The sequence below is a fragment of the Azospirillum sp. A29 genome (genome assembly GCF_042604625.1).
Taxonomy (GTDB): domain Bacteria; phylum Pseudomonadota; class Alphaproteobacteria; order Azospirillales; family Azospirillaceae; genus Azospirillum; species Azospirillum palustre.
In genome coordinates, this window is record NZ_CP170463.1 from 310,112 (window position 1) to 327,560 (window position 17,449).

The following is a 17,449-nucleotide window of genomic DNA, read 5'->3' on the forward strand; positions in this document are numbered from 1 at the left end:
CTAGTGCCGCTGTGCCGGCCCGCGCTCAATGCCGTAGCGCTCCAGCTTGGCCCGCAGGCCCATGCGCGACAGGCCCAGCTCGTCGGCGGCCTTGCTCTTGTTCCAGCGGCAGCGGACCAGCGTTTCCATCAGGATGCCGGCCTCAACCCGCTCAATCCGCGACTTCAGCGGTCCGCCCTGGCCGATCAGGTCGAGCGGCGGCAGCGGCCCGTCTTCCGGCGAGGCCGGGCGGGCATTCAGCGCGGCACCGCGCAGCACCTGGTCGGACAGCAGATCGGCGCCCAGCGTGTCGCCCTCGCACAGCACCAGCATGCGCATGATCTCGTTCTGCAACTCGCGCACATTGCCGGGCCAGCCATAGGATTCCAGGCAGGCCAGCGTGTCGGGGGCGAAGCCGGTCACCGGCTTGCCGTGGGCGGCGGACAGCCGCTCCAGGATGTGGCGGGCCAGGACCGGAATGTCGTCCGGCCGGTTGCGCAGGGGCGGCATGGTCAGCGTCATGGTGCTGAGCCGGTAATAGAGATCCTCGCGGAAGCGGCCGGCCTTCACCTCGGCGGTCAGGTCACGGTGGGTCGCGGCGACAACGCGGACATCGACCCGCCGGGTCTCGTTGGACCCGACCGGCCGGATCTCGCCCTCTTGCAGAAAGCGCAGCAGCCGGACCTGGAAGGCCGGGCTGATGTCGCCGATCTCGTCGAGGAAGATGGTGCCGCCGTCCGCCTGCTCCAGCAGGCCGACGCGGTTGCTGTGGGCGCCGGTGAAGGCGCCCTTCTTGTGGCCGAACAGTTCGCTTTCCAGCAGCTCGTCCGGGATGGCGCCGCAATTCTCGCAATAGAATGGCTGGTCGGAGCGCGGGCTGCCGTAATGGATGGCACGGGCCAGCAGTTCCTTGCCGGTGCCCGTCTCCCCCAGCACCAGAACCGGGACGTTGAAGCCCGAAACCCGTTCGGCCTGCCGGCAGACCTCGTCGACCGGGCTGCCCTCGGCACGGATCAGCCCGTCGAAGCGGTAGGATTGCCGGACCCGTTCGCGTCTGGTCGCCACCCGCGTCTCGGCCAGCGGCGGCAGCAGCTTCAGCTCGCTGGTCAGACGGTCATGCTCGCGCTGAAGCTGATAGAGCCTCGCGGCGTTGCGGGCGGTCAGCAGCAGATGGTCGGGGTGCCAGGGCTTGGTGATGAACTGATGGATGCCGGCGGTGTTGATGGCGCCGATGATGTCCTCGGGGTCGATGTAGCCGGTGATGACGATGCGCACCACGTCGGGCCAGCGCTCGCGGACCTGGGTCAGGAATTCCACGCCGCTGACCTCCGGCATCCGCTGGTCGGAAAAGACGACCTGGATCGATTCGGTTTCCAGCAGGCGCAGGCCCTCCGCCGCCGACAGGGCGGTGAAGACCTCGAACTCCTCGTCCAGCAGGCGGGCGATGACCTCGACGGAGCGCGGCTCGTCATCCACCACCAAAATGCCGGGGCGGGCGGGATTGGTCATCGCGCGGGGTCCTTCCTCATCGGGCCTGCCTCTTTCGACCTCGCCTCACTCAACCTCAAGATCCTTGATCGTCATTTCGGTGCCGCCGTTGGGATGCAGCCGGTTGCCGCCGCAGTGTGGGCAGGACGACAGCCGGTCGTCCAGAGCCACCGTGTCGTTGCAGTCGAAACACCAGCCACGGCCCGGCACTTCCAGCACCACCAAGTCCGCCCCGTCGGCCAGCGATCCCCGCGTCACCACGTCGAAGCCGAAGCGCAGCGCCTCCACCTCCACCCCGGCGAAGCGGCCGATCTCCAGCCGGACCTTGGTTACGCGGCTGAATCCATTCGTCCGACCTGCCTCCTCCATCGCCTGGAGCAGGCTTTCGCAAAGCGCCATCTCATGCATCCGCAGTGTCTCCGGTCCCCATCCCCAGCAGCGCGCGGCGCGACGGGCGCACCGGCTCGGCCTGGACCTGAGCGGGTTCGGGCGGGGGCGCAAGTTCCTCCTCGCGCCGACGGCGGATTTCGGCGGTCTGGGCACCGTCTTCGCGGATGGAGGGATCGAAGAGGGAGACCAGAGCCGCCGAGGCCGTCTCCGTCGCCTGAAGCATCGAGGCGAACTCGAACATCGGCGAGAAGAGCGAGCAGGCCTTGTAGGCGCCGAGGCCCTTGCGGTTGGCGTGTACGAACTCATACCGGCCGGACGGGAACTCGATCAGTTCCTTCGCCCCCGGCACCAGCCCCGACCAGTCGTCGCCCTCGCCCGGCAGCAGGACCAGATTGAGGAACCAGGGCGTCACCAGGGCGCCCAACCAACGCTCGCCATGACGGCGGAAGCCGACGGCCTTTACCGCAAGCGCATCGTTGACGATGGGCATGCCGCGCATCTGTGCCGTGTGGATTTCGCGGAAGACCGCTTCCAGCCGGGCGATGGCCTCGGTTGGCAGGGCCGGGCCGGGGACCGGCGCAACGGCAGCCGGCAGGGCGGCGGTTTCCGTGGCCGCCGGCTCGCCGTTCAGCGCCATGAACTGATCGCGGGCGCCGTCGCAGACCGGGCAGCGCCAATGGTCGGGCAGGGCGGCGAAGGCTGTGCCGGGCGGCACCTGCCACTGCTCGCACCCTTCCGCCGGGTCGTAGACATGCCAGCAGATTTTGCATTCCATCCGCGTCGCGGCGCCGATGCGGCTGGCGTCGCCGAGATAGGAGCCCTCGAAGCGGGAAGGGGCGGCGCTCATCGCACCCGCTCCAGGTCGGTCGTCAGCGCATCGAGGATTTCGGCCAGCCGTTCGGCGCTGTCAGCGATGTCCTCGGCCGCGGCGCAGACCACCGCCGGCACGTCGACGATCTCCACCGTGTCGAGGATCAGCGTGTCGACCGAATTGTAATAGCGCACCCACCAGACATTCGGCGTCGCCGTGGCGGTGACGCGGCAATTGCCGTACCCGCGCGACAGGATGGTGGTGGCGCCGACGCCCAAACGCTGTTCGACGAAGGCCAGATCCTCCGGCGTGTGCGGCAGCAGGCTGAAATTCACTGCATGGGGGCCGTGGCCGCGGCGCCAGGCGGCGCTGCGGTCCAGAAGCTCGGTCAGGATCGGCTGGCCATTCATCAGGCCGGTTGGCATCAAGCCGGCAGGTGCCGGGCCGGTCACGACCGATGCCGTGGCGGTGAAGGCGCGGTTCAGCGCCACCCGCGGGAAGGCCCCGACCAGCAGGCTTTCGCGCGTCGGCCAGTCGCCGAAGGCGCGCACGCGCCAGACGCCGGCGAGAGACGCTTCCTGAATCTCCAGCCGGTCGCCGGCCCGCTCCACCTTGACCGCGACCTCGCCCTCGCCCAGCGCCTCGTCGACCAGGGCCAGGACGGGAGAGTCGAGATCGTCGACCGGAATGCGGATTTCCTCGCCGGGCGACCAGTTGGCAAGCGCCCCCTGGATGCGGACGAGCACCTCGCGGGCCACCGCTGCGCAGGCGGGATCGGCGACCTCCGGCAGGTGCGGTTCATAGACGCGCATGCCGGACGGCATCGGCAGATATTCCAGCCCTTCCTCGCTGGCGTCGGGCTGGCTGCCGGGGCCGAAGCCGACCGGCGGATGGGTCATGCCGAACAGGGAACTCATGCCGCACCGCCTTCCAAAGAACCTTCCAAGATTTCGCCGATCCGCTGCAGATAATCGTCCCAGTCACGCACGCGCGGGATGCTGCCAAGCAGCCGGTCGCCGCGCAGGAAGACCAGCGACGGCAGGCTCATCATGCCGGCCAGGGCCAGGAGCGCGCGCTCCGCTGCCTCGCCCGCCACAGCCGGAGACAGGCGCGGGTGCAGCGCACGGACCAGTTCCGGCAGGATGACGGCCACGTCGGTGGTCTCCGCATTGCCCTTGCCGTGGCCGGGCAGGAAGACCACCCAGCTTTTGGCCGGATCGTCCAGCCATGGCCGGTCGTCGGCATGGTCGAGCCGCAGATAACCGTGCACATCGGTCAGCAGATCGACCAGCGGCGGCAGGGGCAGACGCGGCTTGGCGGGAGAGGGGGCAAGGTCGGTCATGGCGTCAGGCCTCCGTCAGGCCGGCCGCGCGGGCCGCCTCCAGGTGGGGGGAAGGGTGGGCTCGCGGCCGGTCAGGTCGGCGAAGGCGCCGTCGAGGGTTTCCCCATCCAATGCCGCGGCCATTGCCGCCAGCGCATCGAGGATTTGGGCGGCCTCTTCCGGGTCCAGCATACGGCGTGCCGCACCGAGGAAGCCGAGCACCCAGTCGCCGGTGGCGGCCTCCGGAACCAGTGACAGATCGACGGCCGACCCGTCCGCAACCCGGCCGACGACGCCGTCGACGCCGGTCAGGCGCAGGGGAATGCCGATGCACATGCTCTGGGCGCTCCCGGTTTCAGGCCTGTCCAGCGGACAGCGCCGCCAGGATGCGGGGATCGCCGATGCGACACGCTTCATCGGAACTCGGGCGTCCGCCTTCATAGGCATCGCGGGCGATGGCCGGGGCGGCGAGGTCGGCGGCGGCATCGCGGCGCGTGCCCTCCACGCCGAACTCGTCGCGCAGAAGCGTGAGGATGATCTCGATGGTCGGGGCGACCTGGGCGGCGACGGTGTCGGTCAGGCCGCCGCCGTAATCCTCAAGGCATTCCGGCTGAACGCCTACCAGGATCAGATCCTGCGGGCAGCGGCCCAGCAGCATGGCGCTCGCGAGCACCTCCTGAAAGCCGGTCTGATGCAGGCTCATCTTCTTGGCGCCAAGGAATGCCGGCACGTCATCGCCATGGAAGACACGGCTACTGCCGGGCGGCAGCCCATAGTCGATGGCGTCGACCACGATCAGCGCGTCGGCGCATTCCAGATGCGGCAGCAGATACAGGCCCTGGGTTCCGCCATCCATCACGGTGACGGTGTCGGGGAAGCGCCAATCGGCGGACAGACGCTCCACCGTGCGGACACCGAATCCCTCGTCGGCCCACAGGATGTTGCCGATGCCCAGCACTAGGATTTGCGCCGTTCCGCGACTGCCCTCGTTTCCAGCCAACTCCATTTGCGCCCCGGCATCCGTCCAATGATGCGGCGTCCTGCCGCCGAACCATCGTTCGTACAAGTTCCATGCCAGGATCGGCGGCTGGGTCAGGCCATTGATTGGATTGCGTATTTCGACGCCCATCGCTCGACATAGCAGCGATTATGGACATCAACATTACAGCATGCGTGGAAACTGGCAACAAACTTGCCAGTATGGCTGGAGGCTTGCCGGTCAGCGGTGACGGGCGGTTTTGGCGGATTTCTGGATCAGTTCCCGTTCGGTCATGCGCTTCATATGGCCGGGCACGTCGGTGTCCCGGCCGATCAGGGGTCCCGCCACATAGGACGCTCCTGCGTCCTCGGCGATGCGCAGCATGGCCGCCGACCTGATGCCATCGACGAAGAAGATCATGCCATGGCGCTGCACATGGGCTCCAAAGGTATGGAGGCGATTGGCTGCCCGTGCATCCGGTTCCCAGGCTTGAACCGTTATGCCCATGCCGCGGACGCCCGCCTGGGCGAAGGCCGCGAGATTTGGCGCTCCATCGTCCAGCAGGACAAGGACGGCACGCGAATATGGCTTCAGGCTCGTCGTGATTTCGGAGATTTGGCTGTAGGGGACGCCGGTGGGAACCCCCTGTATCACGAATACGATGAAGGGTATGAGATGCGACGGGATCGAATGGCAGCGGGCAAGGTATGCCCGCCGATGCCGGCCAATCGAGAGGGTGGAAAAGCCCACCGTAAGATTTTGGATGTATCGAAAATTGTTTTTATACAGCTCCTCATAAATTTCTATCGACTGGATCAAAAGCTCCAGATCGGTTCTGAACCTGTAATCCTCGCTTTGCACATCATCGGTCGACAGGGCATTCAGGATACGTTTCGTTTCCTCATCGGCGTGGCACACATAGGTGGACAACACCTTGTGGGATGTGTCGAATACCGGGCGATAGCAGATGGTCGGGCGGAAGACGCCGCCTTCGTGCGCATCGGCGGTTGGAACCGTCCGGGCATCGCCGGCATCGGCCGCATCGTTTTGCGAAGAAGCGGCGCCCTGCTGGGCGGCCCTCGCAATCAACTGATCGAGTTGCATCGCTTCGACGGCGATGTTGCCATCGAGTTCGGTCACGATGCTGCGCACGGTTATCTGGCTCGTGTCGCTGTTTCCAAGCATCAGCCGATGCAGTTCCGATACGATCCTGCCGCAGATCAGTTCGGCAGCCTGCCGGTCGAGCGTCGCGAAAACCACCATATAATTCGCGTCGTCGGCCCGCAGCCAGACATCGGAGGGGGGCAGATGGCGGTCGAACAGCCGTTCGGTCTGCTCGTAGATGCGCTCCTTGACGATGTCCCAGCGCTTGCCCAACCGGTTGCGCAGGGTTCCCAGTCCGATCAACTGGACCGCACCGGCCGAGTGACGCTGTCCTCCAGCCAGAATGTGCCGCAGGCGTGCCTTCGTTTGTTCGGGGATTGCGGATGTCTCTTCAACCGATGAGGCTGGATCGGCGAATGCCTGGTCAGTCATGGCAACATCCACTTTTGTCAAATCACGGAAACGGGGCCTTCGATCGATATTAATTATTTAATTTAACTATTAAAGACTATGGATTTATAATAACGATAGTGTAAGGAGGCAATTTTATATTTGATCGAGGTCCGCTTCATCCGTTATCCGATTTAGCGTTCCATCATATATTGAGGGAAATCCTCTAAAAATCTGAGGCGGTCGGCATAGGTGAAAACCTGTACCCTCCAGCGACGCCGTCTTTGGGACGCAGGATTCTTTCTTTTTCATGATTTCGCGGGCTTTGGCGAACAGCAAGCGTGGCGGACGACGGAGCGTCGGTCCGCCGTCAACAGGGGGGCGGCAAACGCCACCCTTTGTTCGAAAACTCCGAACGGTGAATCCGGGAACGGGGCATTTATCCCAACGCGGACGAGGCGTAGATCCTTTGGAAAGCAATGAACCACCCAGTCCGATGGAGATTGAAAATGGCCCCGATGGTCTCTCTGCTGATGTTCGTCAGCGTAATGTCCTACGCAGCCTTCGTCATCTCGTAAGTAAATCCGCAATAAAAATTTCCGATATCTAAAGTATATGAAGTCAATGTACAGTACATACCATGCAGGGATCGAAACATCTCACGATGTGCTGAACAGAGATCGGTGTGTGCTCTTCTGCCGTCACCGGGGCTCCGACAAGGGCTTGCTCTAATGGACCGGGCACTCCGTCCAAGTCGCGCGGTGAAAAGTTCCAAGTGGTCGGAGCGATGATCTGGTAACCGGCGATCTTCCCGCGTTCAACCCGCAGCCAATGCCCCAATGCTCCACGCGCGGCCTCCGTCAGCCCAACCGCCTGCGCGCTGTCCGGCATTTCCGAAGCCGCACACCATGGGGCGGACGGTTCGATGGCACGCAGCCAGCCTTCCATCGCATCGGTGGTGCGGGCCAGTTCCAGCAAACGAGCGATCACGCGGCTGCGCACCGAACCGCCATCCTGTGCCACCAGCGCCCGGATCAACGGATGGCCGTCTACCAATTGCCGGGCAATGGCACCGGTCTCATAGGGCAGGCCGTCCAACCGCGGCGCCTTGCACCAGCTGTAACCGGTCTCGTCCATGCCATCCGGAACGGTCGAACCGGCGAAGGGTGGATGCGGGCGGTCCTGTCCGGCCATGCGGCTGAACCGATGGTGCTCCGTCACCCGATCCGGATCGAAGGGGCCGTCCTGACCGTCGGCAAAGGTGCCGCGGCGATAGAGATGTCCGCCCTCCGGGGCGGCATAGGCACCGTGGCAGAGGAACCGGCCATAGGCACGGCCGAGGCCGGCAAGCTCCAGATCGTCGGCGATCTCTAGGAACAGGCGGAAATCGCCGGCTGGACCTGAGATGCGCCAGCGCTCCAGATCCTCCGGCGCCGCGAGGACCAGCACCCGGTCGAGCGGCGCGCCGAATAGGCTGTCCTCCAGGAAGCGGCGGAAACTGCGGACGGTGGCGAGCAACCGCACCCGGTCGCGCGCATCGACCGCACGGGTGACGCCGCCGGGCTGAAGCGTCAGGGTATGCGGCCACTTGCCGCCGAGAATGCCCAGCACATGGAACAGCTCCGCACGTGCCGCAATGGCACTGCGCACCGCAATGCCCTGGGCGGCCTTGAACCGCGCCTCCGCCTTTTCGAACCACGGTCGGCCCCGGTAGGCGGGGCGGGCGAAGTCGGGCATGAAGAACAGGTGGAAATGGGTCAGATGGTCGGCGACATTCTCGGTCGCCGTCATCAGGTTGGTCGCGAGCAGTCCGTTGCGCGGCACCTCCAGCCCCATGACGTCGGCCAGCGCCAGCGCCGCCGCATGGCTCTGCGAGACGGAGCAGATGCCGCAGATCCGCGGCGCCACCGCCAGCGCATCCATCGGGTCGCGCCCCTCCAGAATGCGCTCGAAACCGCGGAACAGCGGCGAATTTACGTAGGCAGCCGAGACACTTGCGCCGGTTATCTCAAGGCGGACTTCAAGATCGCCTTCCACGCGGTTGAATGGGCCGACGATCAGGCGGCGGTTTGGGGCTTCGCTCACCGGATCAGCCTTTCCGGGTGGGTCGGACGGTGGGGGCGACGACGATGCGGTCGGCGGCGGCGTTCCGGCGCACCCGTTCCGGCGTCGCCGCCTTGGCGAGGGAGGCCAGCGCGACGAACCACGCCTTCGGCATGTCGGTGGGCAGGCCGATGGGAATACCGGCGAATTTCGGCGTCTGCTGGAACGGATGTCCGGGCTCTTCGAAGCCCGGTGCCGTGCAGTTGATGCAGGCGTAGCCGCCACGGGTACAGGACCCTTCGCCATTCCACAGGCGGGTGTTGCAGTCGGCATGCGCCTGGGTGCCGAGGCAGCCCATATGCTCCATCAGGCAACCGAGATCGGATGGCTTTTCCGCACTGGCCTTGTATTCGTAATACTCGTTGCGCGGACAGCCATGGTGGACCAGATGGTCGGCGTAGAAGCGCGGGCGCTGGTAGAGGTCGAGGTCGGCGGCGGTGAGCGTGTTCTCGGCCAGCAGCATCAGCGTTTCGGTCACCCAGTTCGGATGGGTCGGGCACCCCGCGACGTTGACCACCGGCACGCCGTCCCGTGCGCGGAACTCCGCACCCAAGGCGCCGCCGCGCTGCGTGCCCTCATACGAAGGCCGCAGGCCTCGGTGATGTTCTCGCCGCCCGCTGTGATGCCGCCGAAGGCCGCGCAGGTGCCGACGGCGACCACGGTGCCGGCGACAGCCGCCAGATCGCGGGCCCAATCGATGGTCGGCCGGCGGGTCCCGGCCAGAACATGGAAGCGTCCGGTGCCGTTCGGTCCGCGCAGCAGCGATCCCTCGACGCACAGCACGTCCAGCGGCTCGGCCCCCGACAGGATGCGCTCGAACAGCTCGACCACCTCCGCTCCAGTCTCTTCCGACAGGCTGGGGTGCCAGAGCAACCGGATGCCGGCAGTCTCCAGCAGCATCGGCAAATCCGGGGATTTGGCGCAGAGCAGCGACATGGTGCAGCCGCCGCAGCCGCCCGACTGGAGCCACAGCACCGACAGCGGGCGTTCTCTCATCGTCCAGCTCCTTCACGCTGACCGGCGGCCGGCAAGGTCAAGGTGAACTGCGCCCCGCCGTCTGGATGATTGGCGGCGGACAGCGCGCCGCCATGGTCGTGCACCAGCTGGTAGCTGATCGACAGGCCGAGGCCGGTGCCCTTGCCGACAGGCTTGGTGGTGAAGAAGGGATCGAAGATGCGGGCCAGGATCGCCTCGGGAATGCCGTGGCCGGTGTCGCGAATGGTGACGATGACCGTCCCAGCCTCCTCCAGCCCATGCAATTCCAGCCGCTTGACCGCAGCACCGGCCATGGCGTCGATGGCGTTCTGGACCAGATTTATCGCGACCTGATGCAGATGGCCGGGATGGCCGGCAATGTCCAGCGTGTCGGGCAGATCGAAAACCACGGTCAGGTCGGGCATCTGCGCCTTGGCGACCCAGGTGACCGCGGAACGCAAAAGCCCTGTCAGATCAAAACGTTCCGAGGCGTGCTTCTGTTCTGACGAGAAGCGCCTCAGCTCCGCCACGATGTCGCGCACCCGTTCCGTCCCCTCCAGCATGCCGTCCAGCGTCGCCGCGGCATCGGCACGGGCGCGGTCGATGCGCAGGTCCTTGCGCAGGCCCGCCAGTTCGGCCGCCGCGGCGCCGTCATGCACGCGGTCGAGATAGGCGGTCATCCGGTCGACATAGCGGCGCATGGCATGGGCGTTGCCATAGACGAAGGAGATCGGGTTGTTCAGCTCATGCGCCACCCCCGCCACCAGCCGGCCGAGCGAGGCCATCTTTTCCGAATGGACAAGCTGCTGCTGGGTCTGCTTCAGCCCTTCATGGGCGGCGGCAAGGTCGCGGTAGGCGCGGCGCAATTCCCCGATGGGCCGGCCGACCAGAACCATCCCGATGGCATGCCCGCGCTGGTCGTAGCGAACCGTGCTGTTGACCGCGACCGGGAAGGGGCCGGTGGGGCCGCGCAGCGACAGCTCGACATCGCTGACCTCCTCGCGCTGGAGGGCGGCACTGCACAGCCGGGCGAAGGCGGGATGGAAAGCCGGGTCGAGGAAATCGCGCAGCGGCCGTCCCGTCAGGTCACGCCCGGCGCAACCGAGCGCCCGTTCGGCTGCCGGGTTGGTCTGCTCGATCCGGCCATCGCGGTCGCAGGCGATCAGCACGTCGGTCATGGAGCCCAGAACGCTGGCGATGAAGGCCTGCGCCTCCTCCAGCTCCGCGTTCTTGCGCTCCAGCTCCACCTGTTGCGTCACCAGATTGGCGTAGGTCTCGTCCATCTTCCGGATCACGTCGATCCAGGCGCTCTCGGCGTCGGCATCGGACGGGATGCCGGGGATGGAGAAGGGCTGCGACAGGGGGGCGGTCATGGCGGCAAGACTAGCACGCCGGACGGCTCGCGGTGTGGACGATTTCAGCCGCGGGTCAGGCCGACCAGACCGACCACAAGCCGGTAAGCCCGCTCAGCACCAGCACATAGAGCGCGAAGTCGAACAGCGGCGCGTGCCATACCCAGCAATAGGCGTCGATGGCGCGCAGTCCCCGCCGCAGCAGCGCCGACACCGCCCAGGCGACCACGGCCATGATCAGCAGCGGCGGGAGGAACAGGCCGTAGACATCGATTTCGCCGATCATGCGCGTGCCCTTTCCTGATGCATCGTCCGAGGGATCTCCTCGTTGGCCAATGGCGGCGGTTGCAGGGCCGCGCCCGGGAACAGGCTGCGCCGCAGCGAGGCGAGAGCCACCACAGCCCGGTCGCGCTCAGGGCAGGGCGGGGCGGTGCGTATGGCGGACAGAAGCTCGTCCATGCTGCCCAGCAGCTCGGCCGGCGCCGGGTCGGGCCGTTTGGCCGACAGGGCGCGGAAATGGACGGCGATGCCGCCCAGAAGCCGGTCCAGCGCCGCTCCGCCTGCGCGGCCCAGCACCGGGCGCGCCCGTTGAAGCTCGACGATGTTCAACCCGACCCGCAGGTCGCGCACCGCGTCAATAGCGTCCACATCGACCGACCCGCCGGCCTGCGCCAGCCGGGCGGACAGCAGGCCGACGCGGTCCAGCATGCGGCTTTCGAAGCCGTCATTGGCCGGCACCCCGCGCGTTCGCGCCATGTCGGCGATCTCGCGCCAGCCGATGTGCAGCAGGCGTCGCGCGCTCCACGCCGCACCGACCGACCGGCACATGCGGGTGACTAGCATGGCGCCGACGATGCCGACGATCTGTCCGATGCTGCTGTTCAGGAAGGAGGCGAAATCGCCGTTGCCGGTGTCGAGCAGGCTGAGCGAGCCGCCGACGCCGAAGATCAGCACCATCGCCTTGCCCATCGTCGCCGGGCGCGCAACGAAGATGCCCAGCGTCACCAGCGTCGGCGCCAGACAGAGCACCAGCATCGGGAAGCTGTCGAAGGACGGCAGGACTACCAGCAGGTAGAAGGCGGACAGCGGCAGCGAGGCCATCGTGTAGACGAGGAACAGGCGAATGCCCGGCACCGGATCGTCGAAGGAGGCGAAGAAGCAGGTGAAGACAGCCACCATCATCGCCGCCGCCGATCCGGACGACCAGCCGGTCAGGATCCAGAAGGCGCAGACGCTGGTGATGCCCAGCAGGGCGGCTGCCGCCGACCATGCCGCCATCCCGTAATCCAGATGAAAGACCCCGCGCGACCGCTTGCGGGCCAGCGGGTCGAGATGGTCGGGCAGGGCCTTGTCGCCCGTGGCCATATGCGCCCGCAAATCCCGGCAATCGCGGTGGATTTCCACAAGCGACCGCAGACGGCGGAGGAAGCTGAAGCGGGTCGCAGCCTCCCAGCCGTCGGTCGCTTGCGAGGACTCCGCCGCTTCCAGCCGGTCGAGCCGGTCGATCAGCCGGGCGGCGTCCGCCGGGTCGGCGGCGGCACCGGCGGCGATCCAATCGCGGACTGCGGCCACCACCGGCGCCAGATCCGGCGGCACCGCGCCGTCCGGGCGGCGCAACGCGCCCAGCCGGTCATGCACGGCGGTCAGCACCGGCAGCAGATAGACCATACGGTCCTGCAAGGCCCGCATCGGCCGGGTCATCCAGCGCAGGTCGGAGGTGTCGTAGGGCAGGTGGGTGGTCATCACCCGCAATTCGGTCAGATCGGTCGCCATCTTGTGGCGGTCGCGCAGCCGCGCGTCGGTAGCGACCTGCTCCAGCGCGTCGAGCGTCCAGCGTTCCGCATCGCGCAGCGAGGCGTCGAGCTTGCCGAGCAGGACCGGCCCCATGCCGCGCGGCAGGATGACGCTGTGGATGACGGTGGCGCAGACGATGCCGAGGATGATCTCCTCGACCCGGGCAAGCCCCGTGTCGAAGATCGCCTCCGGATTGGCGACGCCGGGGAAGACGATCAGGCCGACGGTGTAACCGGCCAGCATGAAGGCATAGCTGCGTGGCGTGCGGTCCAGCAGCGAGATGAACAGGCAGCCGCCGACCCACAGCCCGACCGCCAGCGACAGCAGTTCCGGTGCATTGACCAGTTCGACCGTCAGGACGATGGCGGCGATGCAGCCGACGATCGTGCCGGCGACGCGGTAAACCGCCTTCGACCGCACGGTTCCCGACAGCGGGCTCGACACCACATAGGCGGTCAGCATCGCCCAGAAGGGCCGCGGCAACCCCATGCCGAAGGCGATGTAGAGCGCCAGCATGGAGGCGCGAAGGACTTCAGCGAGAAGACCAGCTCGTTCAGAGAAGGGGCCCAGGAAGAAGCTTTTGGCATGGCCGTGCGCTCACTGCCCGGCCGGCAGCTGGGCAACCTTCGGTGCACTGTCGGGCGAACCGATCACCGACACGGTCGCGGTGCGGCCGGCGACCAGTTGCAGGCCGTCCGGCACCTCGTCCAGCGCGATCCGCACGGGGATGCGCTGGGCCAGCCGGACCCAGTTGAAGGTCGGGTTGACGTTGGCGACCAATCCCGTGCCCTCCGCCCGGTCGCGGTCGACGATGGCGCGGGTGATGCTGTCGACCCGGCCGCGCAGATCGGCACCCGCCCCCATGATGCGGACGGCGACCGGAGCGCCGACATGGATGCGCGGCAGCTTGGTTTCCTCGAAATAGCCCATGACATAGAAGGAATGGCTGTCGATCAGCGCCACCACCGCCTGACCGGCGGCGACATAGTTGCCGGTCATCATCTGAAGGTTGGTGACATAGCCGTCGACCGTCGCCTTGACCTCCGTTCGCTCCAGGTTGAAGCGGGCGAGATCCAGCGCCGCCTCGGTCTGCTTGGCGGCGGCGGCGGCCTTGGACATGGCCGACGCCACCTCCTGCTTCTGGGCGGTGGAGACGACGTTGGTGCCCAACTGCTCGTACCGGCGTGCCTCGGCGGTGCGGTAGGCCAGTTCCGCCTTGGCGCTGTCGAGGTTGGCCTGGGCCTGTTCCACCGCCAGCTTGTAGCGGCCGGGATCGACGACGAACAGCAGGTCGCCCTTGTGGACCAGCTGGTTGTCGGTCACGCGGACGTCGGTCACCAGACCGGCGACATCGGAAGAGACCTGGACGATGTCGGCACGGACGCGGCCATCACGGGTCCAGGGCTCATTCATGTAATAATCCCACAGCCACAGCCCGCCGCCGGCCGCCGCCACGGTCACCAACAGGGTCACGGCGATCCGGACCACCGTCCGGAAGGAAGGAAAGAGTGTCACAATCTTGGTTCCTCAATCACCGCACCGATGCGACCGGAGGTCGCCGCGGCCGGAACCGGCCATGGCGCGCATCCCCGGAGAACACGGCACGATCAGGTCTGTTCACGCTTGGCGTTGGCTTCGATGATGGAAAGGATCCGATAGCAGGCCTCGACATCGGCCGCCGCCGCGTCCGCCATCAGGCGCTGGCGGACGTCGTTCAACGCGTCGTTCACCTGCACCAGCAGGTGCCGGCCGGCATCGGTCATATGCAGGGTCTTCGCCCGGCGGTCGCAGGGATCCTCGCGCCGCTCCAGCAATCCCGCATTTTCCAGCCCGTCGAGAACACGCACGAGGGACGGGCCTTCGACGCCCATCTCCTCCGCCAGCTCGCGCTGACGCAACCCGTCGCCGAGTTCGGCCAGCAGCATCAGCGGCGTGATGGCCGATGCGGAAAAGCCGCTGTCCGCCAGCACCTTGTTCGCCGCCCGCCGCCACAGATGGGAGGCGCGGAACAGGTGCAGGCCAAAATTCGGAGGAAGGCGCAGAGCCTTATCTTGTAGCATCCCTATTTAATAGGTTTGCTATCTAAATCAGGCAAGAGGCAGGTGTGGTCCTGAGGCCCCGTTCGCTGCATGGCTGGATTGCCGCGGTGCAAAAAACACGACGGCCCCGTCGGTCGCCTGTGTGGCGACCGACGGGGCCGGGAGATAGTTCCCCTCCGGGCGTATCGGTTGGGGACGCGATGTTCAGGCGGTCTCGACCGTCCGGGTGCGGACTCCGAGCAGGATGGTCAGGACGGCGATCAGCAGCACCGCTCCGGCCATGGTGAACACGCCGGTCACGCCGCTGACACCGAAAATGGCTCCCCCCGCCGCGGCTCCCGTGGCGATGGCGAGTTGCACCGCGGCGACGATCAGGCCGCCGGCGCTCTCCGCCTCATCGGGCACGGCACGGGTGATCCATGTCGACCACGCCACCGGAACCGCTCCGAAGGCAAGACCCCACAGCGTCACCAGCACCGTGTCGATGGCCGGCGTGCCGCCCATGCTTGCCAACCCCAGCCCGAGCAGCGCCATCAGCAGCGGCATGGCGACCAGCGTCAGGCGCATGTTGCGCTCCAGAAGCATGCCGCCCAGCGCGGTTCCGACGAAGTTGGCGAGTCCGAAGCCCAGGAGAATACCGGACACGCCGTCGAGCCCGACGCTGGTCACCGTTTCGAGGAACGGCCTGATGTAGGTGAAGAAGGCGAAATGCCCGGTGAAGACCAGGACCACGGCCAGCATGCCGATGCCGACGCCCGGCCGTGTCAGCACGTCGAACAGAGTGCGCAGCCGCGCATGCCCGCTCGGCGCCATACGCGGAAGAGTCGCCGCCTGTGCCGCCAGGGCAAGGAGCCCGAGGACGGCGCCAAGCAGGAAGACGGGCCGCCAGCCGATCAACCCGCCGACATAGCTGCCGAGCGGAGCCGCGAACACCGTTGCCGCCGACACGCCGCTGAAGATGATCGACAGGGCGCGGGGCACCAGTTCGGGCGGAACGAGCCGCATCGCCGTCGCCGCGGCCATGGTCCAGAAACCGCCGATCGCTATGCCCAGCAGCACGCGCCCGACCAGGAGGACCGGCAAATTCGGCGCGAAGGCGACTGCCAGATTGGAGGCGATCAGCAGCACGGAAAATGCCAGCAGCACGGTCCGCCGGTCGACCCTGCGGGTCGCCGTGGCGATCAGCAGGCTGGTCACCAGCGCAACGGCCGCCGTGGCCGTCACCGCCTGTCCCGCCAGCCCTTCCGAAACGCCGAGATCGGCCGCCATCGGCGTCAACAGGCTGGCTGGCAGGAACTCCGCTCCGACCAGCCCGAATACACCCATGGACATCGCGAAAACCGCGCCCCAAGCCGGCTTCGTCACATCACTCATGTCTCTTTCCCCTCGTTCGAAGGTGTTTTTGCTGCATTGCAGGCTAAGCTTGAAGGGCCGGACGATCCATGCCATACCGTCCGTAGTTTTTGATCGAAAGTCTGGATATGCCCCTATCCGCCGCCAGACAACCCTCCGCGCCTTCGCCGCGTGATGCCGTCAGCGAGCTGTTGCTCGGCATGCGGCTATACGGGGTCAGGTACCGCCGGTTGCAGTTCGCTCCGCCGTTCGGCATCCGCTTCGGCCGGGACGAGGGCAGGGCGCAGTTCCATTTCGTGGCCTGCGGCACCGCCATCCTACGCGGCAGGACGGGGATGTTGCATGAACTGCACGCCGGCGACGCGGTCCTGCTGCCGCGGGGCGGTGCCCACGATCTGGTCTCCGATGCCGATGGGAAGGGGTTGGATATGGGCGGTTTCGACGAAGCGGCGCTGTGTGAAACGGTCGGCAGCATCAAATCCTGCCCGGCGGACACCTGCCGCAGCAAGGACACGGTGATCTTCAGCGGTTGCATGGAATTTGACCTTGGCGCCATGCACCCGCTGATCGGCCTCATGCCGGAGGTGATGCTCGTCGGCACCCTGCTCGACCGCTATCCGGAAATCCTTCCGATGCTGGAGGCGATGGAAAGGGAGGCGCGGACCGAACGTGCCGGCTTTGCCGGGATCCTGGCGCGGCTGGCCGACGTCGTGTCGGCCTTCATCGTGCGCGGCTGGGTGGAATGCGGCTGTGGCGACGCCCGCGGCTGGGTGGAGGCGCTGCGCGATCCCAGGCTGGGGCGTGTCATCGCCGCGCTTCACCGCGATCCCGGCCGCGATTGGACGGTCGCCCAACTGGCCGCAGAAATGGGCAGTTCGCGATCCGTCTTCGCCGAACGATTTCTGGCGGTTACCGGCATGACGCCGCTCCAGTATGTTACCGAACTGCGGATGCGGCTCGCCGCGCAGTGGATCGGGCGCGAGAACATGCCGATAGAGACTGCGGCATACCGCTTGGGCTACGGCTCACAGGCCGCCTTCAGCCGTGCTTTCAAACGGGTGACGGGACAACCGCCGGGGGCAGCCCGCAACAGATCGCCCGGCCCATCGATATAATTTCCATAATGCGCATTATGTGTTTTTGCCTGTAAGCGCAATATCAGAATGTCAGACAGCATGGCCGGGTTGCATCAAGCATAAGCAGATTTAACAAGAAGAACTGGCATTTCCGATACCCCGAAGGCATACGGTCTCTCCAGCCGGCTCTATGGAGGGGTCCGGTGCGTCCCTTAAAATCGCGGACGCTTCGGCGCAACTGTAACTCCAGTCTTTTTGCTCAACCGCTCACCTGTGGTGTTTTGAACCTCGGCCA

General features: G+C 66.4%; 18 protein-coding genes. 1 reads left to right on the forward strand and 17 read right to left on the reverse strand.

Annotated features, from left to right (window positions below; genetic code table 11):
- From ABNQ38_RS09925 to ABNQ38_RS10005, 17 genes are all read right to left on the reverse strand, one after another.
- The gene (locus tag ABNQ38_RS09925) at positions 1–1,488 is read right to left on the reverse strand and encodes a sigma-54-dependent transcriptional regulator (RefSeq protein WP_377807314.1); all 1,488 of its coding nucleotides are present in this window, start codon (positions 1,486–1,488) and stop codon (positions 1–3) included.
- 45 nt (positions 1,489–1,533) lie between these two features.
- The gene (gene hypA, locus ABNQ38_RS09930; RefSeq protein WP_377807315.1) at positions 1,534–1,866 is read right to left on the reverse strand and encodes a hydrogenase maturation nickel metallochaperone HypA; all 333 of its coding nucleotides are present in this window, start codon (positions 1,864–1,866) and stop codon (positions 1,534–1,536) included.
- A 1-nt stretch (position 1,867) separates the two neighbouring features.
- Positions 1,868–2,704, reverse strand: coding sequence for a [NiFe]-hydrogenase assembly chaperone HybE (hybE, locus tag ABNQ38_RS09935; protein ID WP_377807316.1), 837 nt, complete (start codon positions 2,702–2,704; stop codon positions 1,868–1,870).
- Positions 2,701–3,585: a hydrogenase expression/formation protein gene (locus ABNQ38_RS09940; RefSeq protein ID WP_377807317.1), complete on the reverse strand. Its 885-nt coding sequence runs from the start codon at positions 3,583–3,585 to the stop codon at positions 2,701–2,703. Before ABNQ38_RS09940 ends, hybE begins: the two co-directional genes overlap by 4 nt.
- A complete protein-coding gene (locus ABNQ38_RS09945; RefSeq protein ID WP_377807318.1) occupies positions 3,582–4,010 on the reverse strand; it encodes a hydrogenase in 429 nt (142 codons plus the stop codon). Before ABNQ38_RS09945 ends, ABNQ38_RS09940 begins: the two co-directional genes overlap by 4 nt.
- A gap of 15 nt (positions 4,011–4,025) precedes the next feature.
- The gene (locus ABNQ38_RS09950; protein ID WP_377807319.1) at positions 4,026–4,325 is read right to left on the reverse strand and encodes a HypC/HybG/HupF family hydrogenase formation chaperone; all 300 of its coding nucleotides are present in this window, start codon (positions 4,323–4,325) and stop codon (positions 4,026–4,028) included.
- Positions 4,326–4,344: 19 nt separating this feature from the next.
- On the reverse strand, positions 4,345–4,995 hold the full coding sequence (locus ABNQ38_RS09955) for a HyaD/HybD family hydrogenase maturation endopeptidase (protein WP_377807321.1): 651 nt from the start codon (positions 4,993–4,995) through the stop codon (positions 4,345–4,347).
- A gap of 213 nt (positions 4,996–5,208) precedes the next feature.
- The gene (locus tag ABNQ38_RS09960) at positions 5,209–6,504 is read right to left on the reverse strand and encodes a hypothetical protein (protein ID WP_377807322.1); all 1,296 of its coding nucleotides are present in this window, start codon (positions 6,502–6,504) and stop codon (positions 5,209–5,211) included.
- 579 nt (positions 6,505–7,083) lie between these two features.
- Entirely contained in the window at positions 7,084–8,547 is a 1,464-nt protein-coding gene (locus tag ABNQ38_RS09965) for a nickel-dependent hydrogenase large subunit (protein ID WP_377807323.1), read from the reverse strand.
- A 4-nt stretch (positions 8,548–8,551) separates the two neighbouring features.
- Positions 8,552–9,082: a hypothetical protein gene (locus ABNQ38_RS09970; protein ID WP_377807325.1), complete on the reverse strand. Its 531-nt coding sequence runs from the start codon at positions 9,080–9,082 to the stop codon at positions 8,552–8,554.
- Entirely contained in the window at positions 9,040–9,561 is a 522-nt protein-coding gene (locus ABNQ38_RS09975) for a hypothetical protein (protein WP_377807327.1), read from the reverse strand. The genes ABNQ38_RS09970 and ABNQ38_RS09975 overlap by 43 nt, the downstream gene beginning before the upstream one ends.
- The gene (locus ABNQ38_RS09980; protein ID WP_377807328.1) at positions 9,558–10,913 is read right to left on the reverse strand and encodes a sensor histidine kinase; all 1,356 of its coding nucleotides are present in this window, start codon (positions 10,911–10,913) and stop codon (positions 9,558–9,560) included. Before ABNQ38_RS09980 ends, ABNQ38_RS09975 begins: the two co-directional genes overlap by 4 nt.
- Positions 10,914–10,968: 55 nt before the next feature.
- On the reverse strand, positions 10,969–11,178 hold the full coding sequence (locus tag ABNQ38_RS09985) for a DUF1656 domain-containing protein (protein WP_377807329.1): 210 nt from the start codon (positions 11,176–11,178) through the stop codon (positions 10,969–10,971).
- Positions 11,175–13,202 (reverse strand): FUSC family protein, encoded by a 2,028-nt coding sequence (locus tag ABNQ38_RS09990; RefSeq protein ID WP_377807330.1) that lies wholly within the window; start codon positions 13,200–13,202, stop codon positions 11,175–11,177. Before ABNQ38_RS09990 ends, ABNQ38_RS09985 begins: the two co-directional genes overlap by 4 nt.
- Positions 13,203–13,283: 81 nt before the next feature.
- Complete coding sequence (locus ABNQ38_RS09995; RefSeq protein ID WP_377807331.1) at positions 13,284–14,201, reverse strand: efflux RND transporter periplasmic adaptor subunit; 918 nt, start codon at positions 14,199–14,201, stop codon at positions 13,284–13,286.
- 92 nt (positions 14,202–14,293) lie between these two features.
- Positions 14,294–14,746, reverse strand: a complete 453-nt coding sequence (locus ABNQ38_RS10000) for a MarR family winged helix-turn-helix transcriptional regulator (protein ID WP_377807333.1) — start codon at positions 14,744–14,746, stop codon at positions 14,294–14,296.
- A 183-nt stretch (positions 14,747–14,929) separates the two neighbouring features.
- A complete protein-coding gene (locus ABNQ38_RS10005; RefSeq protein WP_377807334.1) occupies positions 14,930–16,099 on the reverse strand; it encodes an MFS transporter in 1,170 nt (389 codons plus the stop codon).
- An 89-nt stretch (positions 16,100–16,188) separates the two neighbouring features.
- Here ABNQ38_RS10005 and ABNQ38_RS10010 point away from each other — a divergent pair, with 89 nt between their 5' ends.
- A complete protein-coding gene (locus tag ABNQ38_RS10010; protein WP_377807335.1) occupies positions 16,189–17,193 on the forward strand; it encodes an AraC family transcriptional regulator in 1,005 nt (334 codons plus the stop codon).
- Positions 17,194–17,449 lie beyond the last annotated feature (256 nt).

Excerpts from the sequence above, each read along its gene's own strand:
- ABNQ38_RS09925 (WP_377807314.1), bottom strand. The coding sequence starts at position 1,488 with ATGACCAATCCCGCCCGCCCCGGCATTTTGGTGGTGGATGACGAGCCG.
- hypA (WP_377807315.1), bottom strand. The coding sequence starts at position 1,866 with ATGGCGCTTTGCGAAAGCCTGCTCCAGGCGATGGAGGAGGCAGGTCGG.
- hybE (WP_377807316.1), bottom strand. The coding sequence starts at position 2,704 with ATGAGCGCCGCCCCTTCCCGCTTCGAGGGCTCCTATCTCGGCGACGCC.
- ABNQ38_RS09940 (WP_377807317.1), bottom strand. The coding sequence starts at position 3,585 with ATGAGTTCCCTGTTCGGCATGACCCATCCGCCGGTCGGCTTCGGCCCC.
- ABNQ38_RS09945 (WP_377807318.1), bottom strand. The coding sequence starts at position 4,010 with ATGACCGACCTTGCCCCCTCTCCCGCCAAGCCGCGTCTGCCCCTGCCG.
- ABNQ38_RS09950 (WP_377807319.1), bottom strand. The coding sequence starts at position 4,325 with ATGTGCATCGGCATTCCCCTGCGCCTGACCGGCGTCGACGGCGTCGTC.
- ABNQ38_RS09955 (WP_377807321.1), bottom strand. The coding sequence starts at position 4,995 with ATGGAGTTGGCTGGAAACGAGGGCAGTCGCGGAACGGCGCAAATCCTA.
- ABNQ38_RS09960 (WP_377807322.1), bottom strand. The coding sequence starts at position 6,504 with ATGACTGACCAGGCATTCGCCGATCCAGCCTCATCGGTTGAAGAGACA.
- ABNQ38_RS09975 (WP_377807327.1), bottom strand. The coding sequence starts at position 9,561 with ATGAGAGAACGCCCGCTGTCGGTGCTGTGGCTCCAGTCGGGCGGCTGC.
- ABNQ38_RS09980 (WP_377807328.1), bottom strand. The coding sequence starts at position 10,913 with ATGACCGCCCCCCTGTCGCAGCCCTTCTCCATCCCCGGCATCCCGTCC.
- ABNQ38_RS09985 (WP_377807329.1), bottom strand. The coding sequence starts at position 11,178 with ATGATCGGCGAAATCGATGTCTACGGCCTGTTCCTCCCGCCGCTGCTG.
- ABNQ38_RS09990 (WP_377807330.1), bottom strand. The coding sequence starts at position 13,202 with ATGCTGGCGCTCTACATCGCCTTCGGCATGGGGTTGCCGCGGCCCTTC.
- ABNQ38_RS10000 (WP_377807333.1), bottom strand. The coding sequence starts at position 14,746 with ATGCTACAAGATAAGGCTCTGCGCCTTCCTCCGAATTTTGGCCTGCAC.
- ABNQ38_RS10005 (WP_377807334.1), bottom strand. The coding sequence starts at position 16,099 with ATGAGTGATGTGACGAAGCCGGCTTGGGGCGCGGTTTTCGCGATGTCC.